Source organism: Mesorhizobium sp. M1307 (assembly GCF_040318155.1).
GTDB lineage: Bacteria > Pseudomonadota > Alphaproteobacteria > Rhizobiales > Rhizobiaceae > Mesorhizobium.
The window spans coordinates 1-17,091 of the sequence record NZ_JAMYLR010000023.1 but is presented as its reverse complement, the minus strand read 5'-3'; the positions used below and the strand labels follow the sequence as shown (position 1 = coordinate 17,091).

At 59.4% G+C, this 17,091-nt stretch carries 13 protein-coding genes and 2 pseudogenes; 13 read left to right on the top strand and 2 right to left on the bottom strand.

Annotated features, from left to right (window positions below; all coding sequences use genetic code 11):
- The first annotated feature begins 95 nt into the window (after positions 1-95).
- Both NKH16_RS22275 and NKH16_RS22270 read left to right on the top strand, forming a co-directional pair.
- Positions 96-1,355 carry a metallophosphoesterase family protein gene (locus NKH16_RS22275; protein WP_352901787.1) on the top strand — a complete coding sequence of 420 codons (1,260 nt, stop codon included), beginning with the start codon at positions 96-98 and terminating at the stop codon, positions 1,353-1,355.
- On the top strand, positions 1,352-4,822 hold the full coding sequence (locus NKH16_RS22270; RefSeq protein ID WP_352901785.1) for an AAA family ATPase: 3,471 nt from the start codon (positions 1,352-1,354) through the stop codon (positions 4,820-4,822). The genes NKH16_RS22275 and NKH16_RS22270 overlap by 4 nt, the downstream gene beginning before the upstream one ends.
- 251 nt (positions 4,823-5,073) lie before the next feature.
- Here NKH16_RS22270 and eruA read toward each other — a convergent pair whose 3' ends face one another.
- Complete coding sequence (gene eruA / locus NKH16_RS22265) at positions 5,074-9,180, bottom strand: NACHT domain-containing antiphage protein EruA (protein WP_352901782.1); 4,107 nt, start codon at positions 9,178-9,180, stop codon at positions 5,074-5,076.
- A gap of 618 nt (positions 9,181-9,798) precedes the next feature.
- Between eruA and NKH16_RS22260 the strand changes: the two genes are divergently transcribed.
- A complete protein-coding gene (locus NKH16_RS22260; protein ID WP_352619096.1) occupies positions 9,799-10,143 on the top strand; it encodes a hypothetical protein in 345 nt (114 codons plus the stop codon).
- Here NKH16_RS22260 and NKH16_RS22255 read toward each other — a convergent pair.
- Positions 10,089-10,340, bottom strand: a complete 252-nt coding sequence (locus tag NKH16_RS22255; RefSeq protein WP_352541505.1) for a DUF6074 family protein — start codon at positions 10,338-10,340, stop codon at positions 10,089-10,091. The genes NKH16_RS22260 and NKH16_RS22255 overlap by 55 nt on opposite strands.
- A 75-nt stretch (positions 10,341-10,415) precedes the next feature.
- Here NKH16_RS22255 and NKH16_RS22250 point away from each other — a divergent pair.
- The 10 genes and pseudogenes from NKH16_RS22250 to NKH16_RS22205 form a co-directional block, all read left to right on the top strand.
- Positions 10,416-10,595: pseudogene (locus NKH16_RS22250) on the top strand (transposase); the annotation flags it as partial.
- A gap of 655 nt (positions 10,596-11,250) precedes the next feature.
- On the top strand, positions 11,251-11,448 hold the full coding sequence (locus NKH16_RS22245; RefSeq protein ID WP_352492323.1) for a hypothetical protein: 198 nt from the start codon (positions 11,251-11,253) through the stop codon (positions 11,446-11,448).
- Positions 11,449-12,116: 668 nt separating this feature from the next.
- Positions 12,117-12,344 carry a hypothetical protein gene (locus NKH16_RS22240; RefSeq protein WP_352492322.1) on the top strand — a complete coding sequence of 76 codons (228 nt, stop codon included), beginning with the start codon at positions 12,117-12,119 and terminating at the stop codon, positions 12,342-12,344.
- A 354-nt stretch (positions 12,345-12,698) separates the two neighbouring features.
- Positions 12,699-12,953: a DUF982 domain-containing protein gene (locus tag NKH16_RS22235; RefSeq protein WP_352492321.1), complete on the top strand. Its 255-nt coding sequence runs from the start codon at positions 12,699-12,701 to the stop codon at positions 12,951-12,953.
- Positions 12,954-13,180: 227 nt separating this feature from the next.
- Positions 13,181-13,426: a DUF982 domain-containing protein gene (locus NKH16_RS22230; RefSeq protein ID WP_352901778.1), complete on the top strand. Its 246-nt coding sequence runs from the start codon at positions 13,181-13,183 to the stop codon at positions 13,424-13,426.
- A 36-nt stretch (positions 13,427-13,462) separates the two neighbouring features.
- Positions 13,463-13,681 (top strand): DUF982 domain-containing protein, encoded by a 219-nt coding sequence (locus NKH16_RS22225; protein WP_352901775.1) that lies wholly within the window; start codon positions 13,463-13,465, stop codon positions 13,679-13,681.
- An 8-nt stretch (positions 13,682-13,689) separates the two neighbouring features.
- Positions 13,690-13,929 carry a DUF982 domain-containing protein gene (locus NKH16_RS22220; RefSeq protein WP_352901772.1) on the top strand — a complete coding sequence of 80 codons (240 nt, stop codon included), beginning with the start codon at positions 13,690-13,692 and terminating at the stop codon, positions 13,927-13,929.
- Between the two features lie 704 nt (positions 13,930-14,633).
- Positions 14,634-16,013 (top strand): annotated as a pseudogene (gene ligD / locus NKH16_RS22215) (DNA ligase D); the annotation flags it as partial.
- Positions 16,014-16,113: 100 nt separating this feature from the next.
- On the top strand, positions 16,114-16,371 hold the full coding sequence (ligD, locus tag NKH16_RS22210) for a non-homologous end-joining DNA ligase LigD (RefSeq protein WP_352901863.1): 258 nt from the start codon (positions 16,114-16,116) through the stop codon (positions 16,369-16,371).
- A gap of 106 nt (positions 16,372-16,477) precedes the next feature.
- On the top strand, positions 16,478-17,091 hold a 614-nt coding region (locus tag NKH16_RS22205; protein ID WP_352901769.1), incomplete at its 3' end, for a helix-hairpin-helix domain-containing protein.

Here is a 17,091-nt window from a genome sequence, read left to right as displayed (position 1 = left end):
AGTAACCTGGTCTGGACACCCAACACCGCGTGTCGTGAAATTCTTCTATCGGACCGCGATCGAACATCGATATGTTCGTGGGCGGAGACCGCTCGATGGCATTTCGATTCGTACACACGGCCGATATTCATCTCGACTCGCCACTGCGTTCGCTGGCGATGCGAAACCCCGACCTTGCCGAACTTGTCGGAGACGCCAGCCGTCAGGCATTCATCTCCATAGTTGACCTCTGCCTTGCGGAACGTGTCGATGCCCTGGTCATTGCCGGCGATCTCTATGATGGCGACCAGACGTCGATGAAAACGGCGCGGTTTCTGGGGTCACAGATGACACGACTTCACCAGGCCGGCATCAGGGTTTTCAAGATCCGTGGCAATCATGACGCAATGTCGCGGATATCGAAACAGCTCGTGTTCCCGGACACGGTCACGATCTTCGGCGGCCGTCCCCAGTCAGCGCTGCAGACAGCCGGCGGGCTTGACGTCATGTTCCACGGCTTGAGCTTCGCGAGCCCAAAGGCGCCGGACAGTCTGCTTCCCAAGTATTCAGCTCCGCGTGAAGGCGCGGTCAATGTCGGCATCATGCATACGAGCCTGGCCGGATCGCCCGGCCACGACGTCTACGCGCCCTGCAACGTCGCCGACCTGCACAGTCATGGCTTCGAGTACTGGGCGCTCGGGCACATCCATGTCCGCCACGTCCATCCTGGGGCGAGCACCGTGGTGATGCCAGGAATTCCGCAGGGCAGGGACATCAACGAGGACGGAGAGAAATCCGTTACGCTGGTGACGATACGAGACGACCGCACCATCGAGATCGAGGAAAGGCTGACCAGTATCGCGCAATTCGAGCGGGTGAGCGTTGACCTGACCGTAACGGTGGAATGGTCCGAAGTCGTCGGGCGTGTCCGATCCGCGCTCGAAGCTATCCGGGCCTCCGTCAGATCCCGCCATGCCGTGGTGCGCCTCGGTCTGAGCGGCATGTCGCCTTTGTCGTGGGCACTGATCCGCGACCGGGATCTGCTGCTCGCGGAAGCTGAGCAGGTCGCGGAACAGGTAGGCGAAACCTGGGTGGAAAAGCTCGAACTTAACGTCTCGCCACCCGCAGCCGAAACATCTGAGGGCGTCGCTGATCCGATTTTCGAACTCGCTCAATCCATGCGTGCCGATGCCAGCTCGGAAGCTTTCCGTGCCGAGGCGAGGGCGTTGGTACAGAAGATGATCGCGGATCTTCCGCCTGACGGGCGCGATTTCGCGGGTAAGGACGAGGCTGAGCTGGAGTTGTTCCTCGACAGGGTGCTTGCCAACGGCGCCGACCTGGTCACCGCCCGCCTGAAGGCCGGTGGATCACAATGAGGCTCCGGCGACTTGAGCTCATCCGTTATGGCAAATTCACCGACAGAGCGATCGACTTCGGGCCGAAACCGGAATCCGGTCCCGACCTGCATATCGTCTTCGGCCTGAACGAGGCCGGCAAGTCGACCGCGCTTTCCGGCTATCTCGACCTGCTGTTTGGCATCGAGGAACGCAGCCGCTATAATTTCCTGCACGAGTACAGCGCGATGCGGATCGGCGGGGTGCTCGAACTCGGCGGCGCGGAGCACACGTTCACACGCACGAAACAGCGCACCAACTCATTGTTGAACGCGAATGGCCAACCAGTCAGCGAAATGGCGATATCAGCACATCTCGCCGGGCTGTCTCGCGATGCATACGAGACCATGTTCTCGTTGGACGACGAAACGCTGGAAGCAGGTGGAAAATCAATCCTGGAATCGCGCGGCGACCTGGGCAAGCTGTTGTTCACCGCCAGCGCCGGGCTCGGGCACGCAAGCGATATACTGAGCGTACTCGAGGCCGAAGCAGACCGGCTCTATCGCAAGCAGGCACACGGAACCGAGCTTGCACTGCTCAAGAAGCGGCTTGCGGAACTGAAGTCCGGGAAGGAGGCGATCGACACCTTGGCGTCGACGTTCGAAACTCTCGAGACAGAGCGCCTGGACGCGACAGAAAAATACGACCGCAGCATCGCCGAACGGTCGGTACTGTCGGCTCGGCTCGATACCATCGCCAAATATCTTCGCGCGATCCCGATCCTTGCCGATATCCGACGTAAGAAAGCCCAACTAGCCGAGTTGCCTGAAATCGCTTCCCCGTCACGGACCTGGACGGGCAGCGTCGCCGACATGATCGAGACCGATGCCAGTCTGAGAACGCGGCTATCCGCAAGTGTGGACGAGCTCGCGCGGGTGACGACGAAAATCGCCTCGGTCGATGTGGACGCGGTGATACTTGCGATTTCCGAACGGGTTCGCGGCTTGACTGACCGCAAGGTGCGCCACGTCTCGGCCGGCCTGGACCTTCCAAGTCGCAGGACGGAGCTGCAAATCCTCGACAATGCCGTGGCGACCTGCCTTGCCGCGCTTGGAAGGTCCTCGGAGCCACATCCTGCCAAGCTGCTCTTGCCTGCTGCAACCATTGGCACTGTGCGCATCATGGTCGAGCAGCGATCCGGGATCGTTACTAGCGTGCGCGTTGCGCGCGAGGAGGCTGCGGCTGCTGCTGATGCACTTCATGCGGCACGCGAGCGGGTCGGCGAAGAACGGGCCGTGCCCGAGCCTGCCAGGGCAAGGCTGGTTTCGGCTTTGTCGACGGCAAGGGCCAGCGGGTACATGAGGGAAACCAAGGCGGCACGCGAGGCCGCGGATGCGGGTGCAGTTCGATGGGAGGCCGCGATCGCGCGCTTGCATCCCTGGTCGGGCGATGCTCAGGCATTGGCCAGGCTCGCCATTCCGAATGCCGGACAACTTGGCGCATGGAAGGCGCTGGCAGCAGAGCTCGGGAAGAGCAGGGGCGTTCTCTCCGAACGCCTTGCCGAACACCACGGCAACCACGACCTGCTTGCGGCGCGGCTGGATGCGCTTCGTGCCTCAGTCGATGTCACCGACGATGACGCGGCGGACGCCATTCGGCGTGCCCGGGACGAGGCCTGGGCAAGACATCGCGATGACCTGACTGGCGAAACGGCGGATAGTTTCGCGGCAGCACTGGCCCGAGACGACGCTGCCGGAGCAGGCCGTCTGGCCAACGCCCGGGAGCTCGCTGAGATTCGCAGCACAAACCGCAACCTCGCAGAAACCGCTGCCACCATCGCGCATGGGCGCGACCAACTTGAACGCAACAGGTCAGATCGGGAGGCCGTGCTCTCGGAAATTCTTGCAGCCGCAAGACCCCTGGTTGGAGAAATTCCGGAGAAATCCCCCGAACAGCTGATCGAACTGATCGAGGATCGCATTGCTGCCTACATCGATGGGCTCGCGGCCTGGGAGGAGGTCGAGCTTTCACGCAAGAAGGCCGAGCGGGCAGTTGATGAGGGAGGCCGAATACACGGGGAGCTGAGCAGCGCGCTGGCGAGCGTCGGCGTTGGTTCGGACCCTGGTGACAGCCTGGAGACGGTCATGGCCGTGGCAGAGCTGTTCCTTGACAGGCAATTCAAGGTGGACGCTGAGCGTGCCGAGGCGCTCAATACCGTTGGCACAAGGCAAGAGGATCTGGCCGCCAGGCGCCGAGCCATCGAAGTCGCAGAGCGGCATGGGGATGAATGGCTAGCCGGCGTTGCCGAAGCGCTCAAGGGCACCTGGCTCGAGAGCGGCATCTCGGCGCCCGGCGTCGGCGGCGTCCTCGATCAATTGGCTGAACTGTCCAAATGTCTTCAGGACCGGGACGCCATGCAACTCCGTATCGAGAAGATGGAGGCCGACAGGGACAATTTCCTGGTCGAGGTTACCGCCGTTGCAGCCGAAGCGGGCGAGGCAGCCGATGACCACGACCCGGAACAGCTGGCGATTCGGCTTGCCGAGCGCCTGGAGCGCGCCGAGCGCACGCGGGAGGCCAAGGCAAGCCTCGTCAATGACCTGAAGCGATTGCAGGATAGTCGCGAGATCCTCGATGCTGAAATTTCCGGACATGAGCGCCGCAAGAACGAGGTCCTGAGTGTTTTTAACGTGGCCACCCTAGCCGAGGTCGTGGAACGTGACGAACTGCTGCGCGACAGGGATCGCCTGCGCACAGCCGTGGCCGAACTTGAGGAGCAAATGTCATCCGAGCTCGCTGCGGAAGGGCTCGAGCAAGCGCGTTCAATATTGGATGCTGTCGATTTCGACAGCCTCGCAGTCGAGAAGGCTGAAGCCGAGCAACGGCTTCGCGCTTCTGACGAGGCGATACAGCAACAGCTCATTCGGCAGACGCGCGCGACTGACAAGCTGGACGCCATTGGCGGCGACAGCGCTGTTGCCCGGATAGATGCCGAACGGCGCACCGTCCTTCTGGAAATCGAGGAAAAGGCCGTCCGCTATATCGAGCTGAAACTGGGAATATTGTCGGCTGGAAATGCTCTGCGCGTCTACCGCGAGCGTCATCGCTCCGGGATGATGGAGCGCGCATCAGAGGCATTCGCTCTCATGACGCGCGGCCAGTACTCTGGCCTGACAACTCAACCGGTGAAGGGTGGGGAAGTACTCATCGCATTACAGCGCGATGGGCAATCCAAGGTTGCCGACGCGCTGTCAAAGGGTGCGCGTTTTCAACTCTACCTGGCGCTCAGGCTGGCCGGGTACTACGAGTTTGCTCAGTTTCGACCCTCAGTTCCATTCATCGCCGACGACATAATGGAAACCTTCGACCATTTCCGATCCGAGGAGGTTTTCCGGCTGTTTGGGAAGATGGCAAGTGCCGGACAGGTTATTTACCTGACACATCACCAGCACCTGTGCGAGATCGCCAAGACTGTAGTGCCGGGCGTGGCGATCCATGAGCTCGGATGAGATTGGACTTTACTTGATGCGTTGCTGAAATACCGTGCTGTTCGATATTTTCCCCTTAGCTAGACAAATCGACATTCCAAGCGCCGGCTTTGGCATCCGCTTTGCGCCTCATGCACGAACCTCGCTTCGCGGCCGTACGCAGCAGGACCACGTTCGTCATGTCCGGCGCTTCGCCGCGTTCCTTGGGCGCTCTCCGGATACCGCTGCCTGCGAAGCGCTCAAGGCGCTGAGCGCTTCGAGGCCAACGAACGTTACTTATCCCCGGCAGGCTTCGGAACCGAGCTCTTCCGGGGCGAAGATGACTTCGGCGTCGCTTTGCGATGGGGTGCGGTCTTGCCTGTGGCCTTTTTTGCGGGCTTAGGCCCCGCCAGGGGTCGCGACAGATCGAGCACAACGACATCGATTCTCGCTTTGAGATCGTCGGACATTTTCTCGAGGATTCGCGTTCTCAGCTCGGTGGCGGTCGTAATGGTCGGATCGAGGACTTTCGCGACCTTTTCCCCGTTGGCGTACCACAGCACGAGATAAACACCCTGCTTGGCTGCGTCCGGATGGATCGCGTAACGCTTATCGAGTTGCGCCGATGCAGCCGTATAAAGCTCGTCGTTCCACTGTCCCTTCACCTCGGTTACGAGAAGGCGATTGGCTCCGCCGAACACCGCAGACGCCGTAATATCGCAGCGATTACCGCCAGCCATATATCGCTCGATGTTGACCGAAAGGCCGAGTGCCTTCATCGATGACTGAAGCTGATCGACAATACGGTTGCGAGCCGTATTTTCATCCAGCCGCTTGCCACCGTCGTAGAAGGAATCCAGCGGGTTGGTTTCCGAACCGATCAGCCATTGCTGAAGCTGGCCCAACTGCTCAACCATCAACGCACGAAGGTCTTCGACGGAGGCCACGTCGCCACGATCGAGAAGCGCATTGATATCGGCTGGCGATGGAGCCCGGAAATCTTGCAAGGCAAGTTTCCGTCCGGCTTCGGCACGAAGAGTAAGGGCGGCCCCCCTGAAGTCCACAAATCGCGGATCGGCGATCATTCGGTCCAGCACCTCGATGCGACGCGCTGGAGCGTCCTCAGCCACTTTCCAGATAAGGTCGCGCAGGAACCGATAAGCGGTTTCCTCTTCAGGGTTGTCACTGCCCCAACTGCTCGGAAGATGAACCTTGGGCCAGACCCCAACATAGGCGTCCATGATCTTGAACACCATTTCAGCCGTCACAGGCGCTTTGTCGACGTCGTTGTCTTCGTTAAAACGTCCCAATCGATGCTCAAGAGCGAAGATGGTCTTGGGATCGCGCCTGAGTTCGTCCCACGCGGCCGCTCGGCCCGGCGTGTCGTAGAGGAAAGCGTTGAGCTGCCAGAAGGTGTGCCGGGCTCTGCTGCGCTTTTCAACTTCCGGGTCTTCCTTGTTCTCAATGACCGGATCAGCAAGACGCTTGTCGATCAGCGCGATTAGCTCGGAGTCGTCACCGTGTTTCGACGCCATGTTGAACAGGGTGCTTGCCGCTTCGAATGACGTCTGCGGAAAGCGCTCCAGCCATTCTAGCGGTAATGTCTTGCGCAGATTCTGAAACGCTCGCGTCTGATCCAGCCTGTAGCAACGCTGAGGATGGTTTTCGCCTGCGACAAGCTGCGGCTCGATATAAGCTCGGACAAAAGCTTCGGCCGATCCGTCCGCGGTGAACAGCGCGGCATCAAGCGCGGCCTCAAATTCCTCAGCTTCCCCTTCCGCAAATGTCGGATAGGATGATGCTTCCGCCTTCGCTGCGGCTACTATACGCGGATCGATTTCCTTCAGGTCCTTGCCGTCGCGATAGAGCACGACACATGCCGCGAGAAGCACCTCGGCTATGTCCGGACGCTTACGCAGGCCCAGCGCCTCCACAGTAGGAATGTATGCGTCGAGCAACGGGAAGCAGTTGCGCAAAGCCTTGAGAGGCGTTTCCGGATCATCCACCAGACCGTTCAACTCATCCGGTTCCAGCAAATACTTCTGCGCAAATTGCCTCAGCCAAAACCAGTTTCGGCCCGCTTCCACTGCGGCGATGTTCGCACGCAAATGCTCACGGTTCTGGCCTACAACGTCTTCTTCACGCTGCCGCCACCGCTTCCGGTTACGCACATGGAGGCCTCTTCGCTCGATCCGGTTGTAGTTCTGGCGTCGCCGTTCTAAGAGCGAGCGTGCGGCGAGAAAAGCCCGTGCGGTTCGGCTCTGTTGTCGCTGCAGGGCTCGCAGCGGGTTCGGGCCCTTGTTCTTGCTCCAGCGGTCGTAACCGACTAGAAGCGCACCCCAAAGATCAGCGTTCCCGATATCGAACGCGTGCTGGCTCAAGGCCTCCGCATCGCCTTCATGCATGCGGAGTCCGGAATGCACATGACTTGAATATAGCCGCATGACCGCTTCGTGGGCTGCATCTTCGCCGGTGACCCCATCCACGTCCATGCGCTGCATCGTCCTACGCAGCTCGGTATCCTGCGAGAGATGCTTGACTGCCACGCTACTATCACTTCCGACCTGGCCCTGAAAATGCAGAGCCTTCAGCCAGGACCAGATATGAGCCGGATCTTGCGTTCTGCCTTCGCTGAGTTCGAAATTCCGATCCAGCAGCTTGGCAGCGACCTTACTCTTCCCGTGCCTGCATGTGCAGCTATACGCATGCTTTGGGGTGCAGGTGCACTTGAGACTTGTCGTCAGATCATCAAGGAAACGCTCTACATCGGCCAACTCGAACGACCGGATCAGCAGGTCAATGAAATAGAGCGAAATCCCATCGCGGTCGCGCACATTCGGCCGCGGATAGAGCGCGGTGAGTTTTTCAAGAAGCGAACTTACAAACGTCGCACCGACCGGCTGGACACCGCGTCTGGTCACGGTCCTTGCTGCAACTTCGAGCGATGCGGGCGATCCTTCCGCCAGCAGCGCAGTGAAATCCGAGGTCGGATCGTAAGTTGTGACACTCAGAAGGGCTTCAGACGCAAGCCTTCGCGTGTCCACGTCAACACCGGCATTGGTGACCAGCGCGGAAAGCTCGGGAGCAAGTGTTGTAGCCGCCTCTGTCCCAATCAGCAGCTCCAGAACTAAGGCCTGCAACGTGCTCTTTTTTGCAAGGATCGTCTTCACGCGGTCGAGGATATCAGCAGTGAAGAAGTGTCCGACGTTGAATCGGCGCCACAAATCGCTGCGACGAAACAACGGATCACGGTCGGCGAGCGCATCCAGCGCCACCAGCAACTCCTTCTTGGATCTGGGCGTCAGCTGACTCGGATCGCCGTTCGCCAGGACGGCGTAGGGATCGAGCTTGATCACAGTAAGCTGCAATGGCTCGTGGCCCATGGCAGCCATCCAACCTGCCATGCCACGAAGTTCGTCGCGGATGACGCCGTTTGGCGCCACTATGGCCAGAACGCGGTCTAGCGACAATCGATCAGCAGGGTTTTCGATCCGCTTCACCAGATGACCCGCTGCGCAGTATTCCGCGACGATCCGGTGCACCGGTTCGTGCCTGTCAGTATCCCCGGAGGGTTTCAGCAGGCGCGTGTCGATGAGATACGAGGCAGAAGCGCCCTCACCGCAAAGGCTGTTGATATAGGGGTAGTCGCGATCCGCCAGAGGCTCGACTGTCGCGATGCCGCTGGCGCCGGAGAGCATCAGCTTCGCGAACACCTCCTCGCCAAGGGCCACGATCTCATCGGTGGGTGGCTTATCTTTCTGCCTTGGCTGCTGGACATTGGTCTCGTGCGCCAGCCTGCGCACTGCGTCCGCAAATATCTTCGCCTTCGAGATGAAGACACGGCCGCTTTCGAGGTACGCATCGCCGAGCAGCTGCAGAAATTGCGGGTTTCCCAACAGCGGCTCAAGTTCGAACCGGCGTGCCTCCTGCGCGAACGCGCCGAAATCCTCTCCCGGAAACCTTGCGTTGAACAGGAGACGCTGCTCGTCCTCGTTGAACGGCTCCAGCCGAACAATGACCGGCTTTACGCCGAAGCACTCCTCGACATAGGCGGTGCGGCTCTTGTCCCATTCAGCAGAGCGCCCGGCAAAGACGATAGTGGAAATGCTGTTCTCACTGGCCAGGGCAATAATCCTGTCGGTTGCAAGCGTGTCGATGCGAGCAACCTCATCCATGGCATCGATAACGAGCGGACCGTTGCCTGTCGCGGCTGGCTTGTTCCTGAAGACGCTAGCCCTGACACGGGTCGTCTGAAGGAGCTCAGCCAGCTTGTCCAAGAGCTCGGTCTTCCCCGCGCCCGGTTCCGCCAAGACAACAAAAACTCTCCCTTCACGAAGCAGCGCTTCTTCGGTGAAGGTACGGTCTTCGACCGACAGAGAGCGGGGGATGTAAACCGGCAATGCTCCTCCAAAAACAAGGACGATCCACGCTGGAACGCCAATTCACAAGGCCCCTACAGATTTGGGCATTTAGCCCGCCAAACTGCAAAAGGACAAAACAATAACAAAAGCTATTCCGGCTCGGCAACCTTATCCCCCACAAACCGGAAGCGCCTCCCGATCCTACTCAACGGTAGAAGCAGGGCCGGTCCCTAAAGAACGGCCTCCCGATCCAATGAAGCTGCGTGAAGCCAACGGGATGTTTCGATGTTCCCGATCAGCTCGCATCAGAAGCGGCCATCACCATTCCTTTCAAGGAAAAGTCCGCTTGATAGTGTTGAAAAAAGTCCGCGCCTCGGTCGCCTGCGGCACTTTCGTAGAATGGCGTTCCGCAGAGACCCCAAAATTGAATCCTGTTTCCGTGCAACGCGCCGGGGTGGAACTGGATTCTAATATCGGTGGCGACTTTGCGGTGCGTCGGACTTTTTCAACAATGTCGGCGCCAAGCCGCCGTTGATGAAACCCTTCCTCGACGGCGGCTCACGGCCCCAAATGCGGTCATTTCGGAACATGCAAGTCAATAACCACGCCGCGGCAGTGTTCATGGTTTGTGCCTAGAAAGTCGCATAAAATGGCAGTGTGGAACTCAACGGCGGCTCATTGGTTTTGCGGGTTCAGCTCGTGGAAAAGGTCCGTCGGCCTTTCGTGAATGCGGGTTTCCGCATCGCCTACCTCGATTTGGTCGATGACCGCCGGACAGGCGAGGCGGAGCCGTATCTCGCCCGAGAGCACATTCGCGCGCATTATTTCGACGAACGCGCCTATCTTTTCATCCGCAGTGAGAAACCTGCGTTTGACGGATGCAGTGGTGCTACGCTTGTGGAGCCCCGGGGCGTCTCTATGCGGCAATCCTTCATCGTGAGCCGATGCTATTGTGCAAGTTTCGCAGCACTGCGGGTGGCGATATCGGCCAAGACAGCATGAAGAAGCGTTCCAACTTCCTGTTCGGCGACCCCGGGTGCAATTCCTGATTCGGACAGTTGAACGAGAATTGCCTTGGCGGTGTTGCGCCAGAAGGCGTTCGCGTCCTTCCCGTTCTTGGATTCCAGGACCCGGGCGATCCCTTCGACCAACTTCCGCCGCCGATGCAGCGGAAACGCGCTTATGTTTGAATCACACATCGATCACCTCACCCCTTCAGTCGCGCGAATAAGCATTGGCGGGTGAGAAAATTTGGTTAACAGCGCTTTTGGACAATGGTCAGCAATGGAATAAAGCGTCTACCCAACAAGCCAAGAGGTGTGCCACGTGTTGATGATCGGCGCGTGCTGAACGGCATCTTCTGGGTGCTGCGCTCCGGTGCTCCACGGCGCGACCTGCCTCAGCGCTATGGCCCGCGCACCACCTGTTGCAACCGCTTCGTCCGATGGCAAAAGTAGGTGTGTGGCTGCGCAGTAACGAGTCTACGCCTAAGGTTTGCGGAGCCTCACGCCGGTGCGGCTGCCGTTCTCCGGGATGAACTCGACGCCGGCGGCCTAGAGGGCGATGCGCAAGGCAGCAACGGTTCGCTCTTGGAGCCCTGTCGGGCCGCGACATCTACTTAATGTCTATTTTAGACAGTCGCCGCGACCACAACTTTTGATAACAGGTCAGGGTCGCGGGATGCCGAGCCGCTTGAAATACCGAGTTACGTCCGGATGCTCGCGATCGTCCCGCCTCAACCGCGCAAGCGCGTCATCATCGCCGGCGAGCGCCATAGCCAAACCGGGAGCGCTTATTCTCCACGGAGCACCGGGCATTGTCTGGTTGTGAAGACGGTGCTTGATCACCAGCCGCCTGAGTGTGTCTTCGCTTACGTTGTAGTCGTACCTGAACAGATCAATCGCCCTCTGGACCGTGATCGCCTCTGCCCGTGGGATGTAGAGCGGCCGAAGCCGTTCGCCTGTTGCCGGCGCTGTTTTGACAGGGCGCGCATTGGTCGTTCGGCCCATCGCGCTTTTCTGCGGCCCGCCGTTTCGCCCGACATCAGGGAACGATATCTTCCCCCATGTATTAGAAACCCATGGACACTTGGAACCCCACGGCCACGGGATGGCGGCCGATCTTTTGACATCGGAAGTTGCCAATGCCAGGCAGCGCATCCACCGGACCGAGCTCGCGATTCAACGCACTGAAGAAATGCTGGCCGAAAATCTCGCGCTGTGCAGCAGGATACGAACTGCGGTCGAGGCCGCAGACCGCTTGGTGAAGATCGATCCCCCCAGCTTTGAAGGACGTCGCGCGGGTTGAACTGGGCCGGCGTTTCATCGTCGCGACCTTGCGGCATCCTGCCGCAAGAGCCTGCCCTGTTGGCATCACAGCGTGAGCAAACATTGGACAGAAGCATTTCAACGGTCGCTATGTGCAACACCGACGCTAGATCGACACGATCTTCTGTTCAAACAGCGGGGATTAATGCTCGGCGGATCGAAGGGGGCACGGGGGTCTTCGCGCGAGCCAGTTAGCCGATCTCCCGCTCAGAAATTTCAGCCAAAATATTCCGACCTCCTGATGGAACCCGTTCGTTGCGGGCGAGTTACGGCTCATTGGGGACGGACTTCCCGAACATGACAACGAGCAACAAAGCAGACCATCAGTCTGTCTCCGGAGCGTTTCGGAAACTGATCCGTTCCGAAGGCTATCGTCATCACGTACAAACGTTCTTAAATCTGGAGGTCGAACCAGAACTGCCGCCAACCCTACAGTCATTACTTGCGGCTATTGATCGGGCCAAACAGGGGCCGACGGAAGAAGTCCCTTAGCGGGCTGGCTGAGCGTCAGGTCAAAGAGTATAGAGGCTCGCTTCGTGGCTTGTCCCCCTGATTCCCCCTCAGAAGTTATCAAACATTCTTCTTGATTTTTCTCGACAGAGGGTCATGAATGTTCCCTTGGGTTCTCGCTGAGGTGGGAGGCCTTGTATGAACGTTTGGACGAACTGCCGACCCGACAAAGTGACTGCCGAACACCTTGTTCACGAGCTGATCCTACAAGTCCGTCGCGGCCAAATCATCTCCGTCAAAGAGACTATTGCAGCGGTGCGCCGAGACGGGCCACATCTGGCGGAAACTGACTGCGAGCTGGTGGAGCTTATTGTCAATGTTGCCCCAGCCTTTGGCCTGTTCGTCGGGTTCGATCTTCGCGAATAACCGCCTCCTCAACAGGGCGGACCGTGGCGACACGGTCTCGATCAAAGCGGCACTACGCGAAGCTCGGGAGACTGCGTCTTATTTGGTGGCCTCCAACGAAGAACTAACCGAGGCGATCGTCGAGGCAGCAACTGCCATGGGCCTCTGCGTGGCTATCGACGGTCGCGAGTAGCTGTCAGCCAACTTCAGCCGCTGTGGCATCGCAACGGAAGCGCGCCGTCCTGCGCCATTTCAATAGTCAGAGGTAATCCGTAATTACCTTCGCAACCTGCTCACTCTGCCTGTAGAACGGGAACTGGGCTGAGCAAAAGTATTTGCTGGAGGAACTTGATCGGGCCGACAAAGAGTGACCGCATGGCTCTCCACTGGTTCAACCCTCCGGTCCCGGTCAAGACCGAGCGTCCCGGGATCATCCGCAGCGTAAACAACGCCGAAGCAGCCGGCGAGGAGCTGATGAAGTGGACCAAGCGTGGCCCTTGGTGGGACCTCGCGGTGCGCGTTTGCATGGCCGTGATTTTCGACGAGATGGAAGCTGAGGAGGCCCGCAAGGCATTCCTGGCTGCTGCAAAAGAGGAGGGGACATTACTCCCCCCAATGACAACCAGCTAAATTGGATTGCGGTATAAGGTTCTAGGTGTCTCAGACCAACACCGCCTTCGCGAAAGGAGCCCGCCGCCAAGCATGGAGATGAGAGGCGACGGACCCCCCCACAGCGGCTGCACATCCACGAAGTAATCCCGCTGCCGCCTCTAAACCCGCGAGGGCCTACATCGTTCCCTTAGCTGCAGCTAAAGCGGGGTTGGTCGGCGGGCTCTTGCCGCTCTAAGTTCCCTCTTATGGGTCCCCTCTGGTTCGCTCCCCCGGTCTACGTGAAGACGAAACGTCCGGGCATTCGCAATGGGGTCAGCCACGTCGAGGGAGCCGCCGAGGAACTCCTGGCATGGGACACAAAGGGCCCGAGGTGGACGAAGGCGGTCCAATCCTGCGTCGACGCGTTCGAGGGCAGGATGTCCCCCCAAGAGGTCCGTGAAGCCTTCGAGGCGGCTGCCAAGGAGGCCAACGTGTATCTCTCCCCTGACTAGGAGGTATCATGGCAACCCATCTGGTTCGTCCCTCCGGTGTTCGTGAAGACTGAAACCGGTGTCAGGCATGGCTGCAACAATGCGAAGGAAGCCCTTGAGCAGCTCAAGATGTGGACCCGGCGAGGGCCTCGCTGGCACAAGGCGGTGACCCTCTGCCTGTCAGCCTTGGAGGGCGATTCGATTGACCCCCACATAATACGAAAGGCCTTTGAGGCTGCCGCCAAGGAAGCCAACGTGTATCTCTCCCCTGAGTAGGAGTTGTCGTGGCAACCCATTGGTTCTCCCCTCCGGTGTACGTCAAGACCGACCGACCTGGGGTCACCTACGGGTGCAACAACGTCGAGGGTGCCGCCGAGGAACTCATGAAGTGGACCAAGATGGGACCTAAGTGGCGGAAGGCTGTGCAACCGTGCGCCGACGCCCTTCAGGACCGTGTGACTCCGGAAGAGGTCCGTCAGGCTTTCGAGGCTGCTGCCAAGGAGGAGAGGGTGCTGCGTGAGTAGCAGGCCGGTGCCCATGGCTATGTTGGGAAGGACCCGTTAGGCTGTCTAATGCTGACCAAGTCCGCGCTGCTCGAAATAGACCCGGATACGAGAGCATTCACTCTGGTCGGCGCATTTATGGGCCATTTTGCACTTCTTGAAACTGGCATCGGAGCTGCTCTGGGCGAGGTACTTGGCGTCAATGGGTCACGTCGACTAATCGTCAATCGAATATGGGTTCGACGAGAAGATTCAAAACCGAACGCACACTATATGGACCGGAACCGGAATATGAGGCTTCTAAAGCCGATGGCAGAAACCGGATACGCTGTGGCGGCATTTGAGGGCACGTTCCTGCTCTTGATTGTTGCCTGTGAGCTGTGCGCGAAAATCGGGAATGGAAGGGCCGGAGGCAGGAAGCACGGCCTCAGGCCGAGGCGCTAATCAAGCGCGTCGGCAATGATCGCGAAAAGCTCAATACGGCCTGCAGCGAAACTAAAGAAGTAGTCGCGCGTTGGACGCGGATAACGCTGTTTTCATCTCTGAGTATGATTTAGGACAGAGTGGTCAAGCCAACGTCGCATAAGGCAATCAATGCGTCGAGCGCTAATCAAGCGAAGTCGCCCGCTCGTGACGAGGTCACTTTAGCGCCGCCCGCTTTCCGGCCGGTCCAGCTCGCAACGCTCGTGAACACGGTCCCTGCCGGCGATCGTTGGATCCATGAGATGAAATACGACGGCTATCGTATTCTCGTTGCCGTCGGCGGGGGCGAGGCGCGAGCCTACACACGATCTGGTCTGGACTGGTCTAGCCGTTTTCCCTCGATCCTCTCCGAGGCTCGCAAGCTCAAGGTGCGCTCCGCCCTGATTGACGGCGAGGCCGTGGTTGTCGATGCGGAAGGAAGATCTAACTTCCAGGCGCTTCAGAATGCATTGAAGGGTGCCCCGGCGACTATCGACTTTTATGCGTTCGATCTGCTGCAGCTCGACGGCGAAGATCTGGCAAGGCTTCCTCTTGTTGAGCGCAAGGCGAAGCTGGAGGCGATCTTGCCTGCGAAAAATCCGGTCCTTCGTTACTCCGACCATATCCTCGGCCGCGGAGAAGAGCTGCTCGATCGCTTCTGCGCAGCCGGCCTTGAGGGCGTCATCTCAAAGCTCGCGGATTCGAGTTATGTGGCGGCCCGCGGCGCAAGCTGGCTGAAGATCAAATGCATCAGGCGGCAGGAATTTGTGATTGTCGGCTGGACGCCGTCCGACAAGGTCCGCGCGTTTCGGTCCTTGATCCTTGGCGTTCATGACGGCGGCAAGCTGCGTTACGCCGGGAAAGTCGGCACCGGCTTCGATACCGCTGAACTTCTTCGTCTTTTGAAGATCATGGCGCCGCTTGAGCAGAAGGCCGCGACCGTCGACGCACCACGCGCCGAAGTGCGCGGCGCACACTGGCTCCGTCCGAAACTGGTCGCGGAGATTGCCTTCACCGAAATGACAAACGAAGGGACGTTGCGACATCCGAGTTATCTTGGTCTCCGCGAAGACAAGAACCCCGAGGCGGTCGTGCTCGAGACGGAACGTCATGCAGCCGATCTCGCCGCGTCTGCGACAACCGCCATCGCGATAAGTAACCGTGACCGCGTCATCTATCCGGAGTCCAACATCACCAAGGGACAGCTTGCGGACCATTACGCAGCGGTCGCGGCGATCATGCTTCCTTGGGTTGGCAGCCGGCCGATCAGTCTGGTTCGATGCCCACAGGGCCGCGCGAAGAAGTGCTTCTTCCAAAAACACGACGCCGGCAGCTTTGGCGACAAAGTCCACCACGTCGGCATCACGGAGAAGGACGGGCACGAGGAACCATATCTCTATGTCGACGATGCCGATGGACTGATGACTTGCGTCCAGATGGGAACGATTGAGGTGCATGGATGGGGAGCTCGGATCGAGGATGTCGAAAAGGCCGACCGCCTCGTGTTCGACCTCGACCCCGATGAAGGCCTCGATTTTGAGGCCGTCCGCGCCGCTGCCTTTCAGTTCCGTGCTATCCTTAAATCGCTGGGACTTACGACTTTCCCGATGCTGACGGGAGGCAAAGGAGTGCACGTCATCGCGCCCCTCACCCCTGGCGCCGAGTGGCCAGAGGTGAAGGACTTCGCGTCTCGCCTGGCCGCAGGCGGTCGCCCAGAGCGATCCGGCCCATTTCACGGCCGTCTTGTCAAAGGCGCGCCGCAAGGGTCGCATCTTTGTGGACTATCTACGCAATCAGCGCGGGGCGACCGCGATCATGCCCTACAGCGCAAGATCACGTCCGGGCGCTCCTGTCGCGGCACCGATCACGTGGGCGGAGATGAAGACAATAGATGCGCCCTCTCATTTCCACGTGGGCGATGCTCACGAATTAAAGAAACGCGCAGCCTCCAAAGCTCTGGAAGGATGGGGTCGCGCTGACCAATCCTTGCCCAATCTGTAGCGTCCGACGCGGGAAGAGGCAGTAAAGCCGGGATTTAAAAGGCAACGCGGCGCTCATGGCCTTGCTGATTGGAACCTGCGGAGATCGGCCTCGTTTGGCTAAAGCCATGGCTAAAGCCGACCCGAGAACCATCGCCACTCTTTTGAGGGAATACGCGCAACGGGCGTCTATGCGCGGCGACAATCCCTATCGCACAAAGGCATACTTGCGCGCGGCAGACAGTCTGACGGCGCTGTCGCAGCCGCTTGATCGGATCATCGCCGCCGGCGCCCTCACCAAGATCCCGGGGATCGGTGACGCGATCGCAGACATCGTGACCAAGCTTTACCAAACCGGCACGCACCCAAGCCTTGAGAAGCTGCGCGAGGATGTTCCAGCGGGCGTGATGGAGCTGTTTGCCATACCCGGGCTTCGTCCCGATAGGATACTGGAGCTTCATCAGGCGCTCGGCGTGAACTCGCTGGCGGATCTCGAGGCCGCAGCAAGAGAAGACCGCATACGCCCAGTCAAAGGCCTCGGCGCCGCGCTTCAGACAAAGCTCCTGCAGAACCTGGCCATCGTGCGAAGCGGCGAAACGCAACTTCACCTGCACAAGGCCGCCGCTCTTCTCGAACATGCGGTCATATCGGTGAAGCAAGAGCATCCAGAGTTTTCGCGCGTGGAAATTGCAGGTGACTTCCGACGCGGTTGCGAGCTCGTTTCCGACTTCGCCCTGGTAGC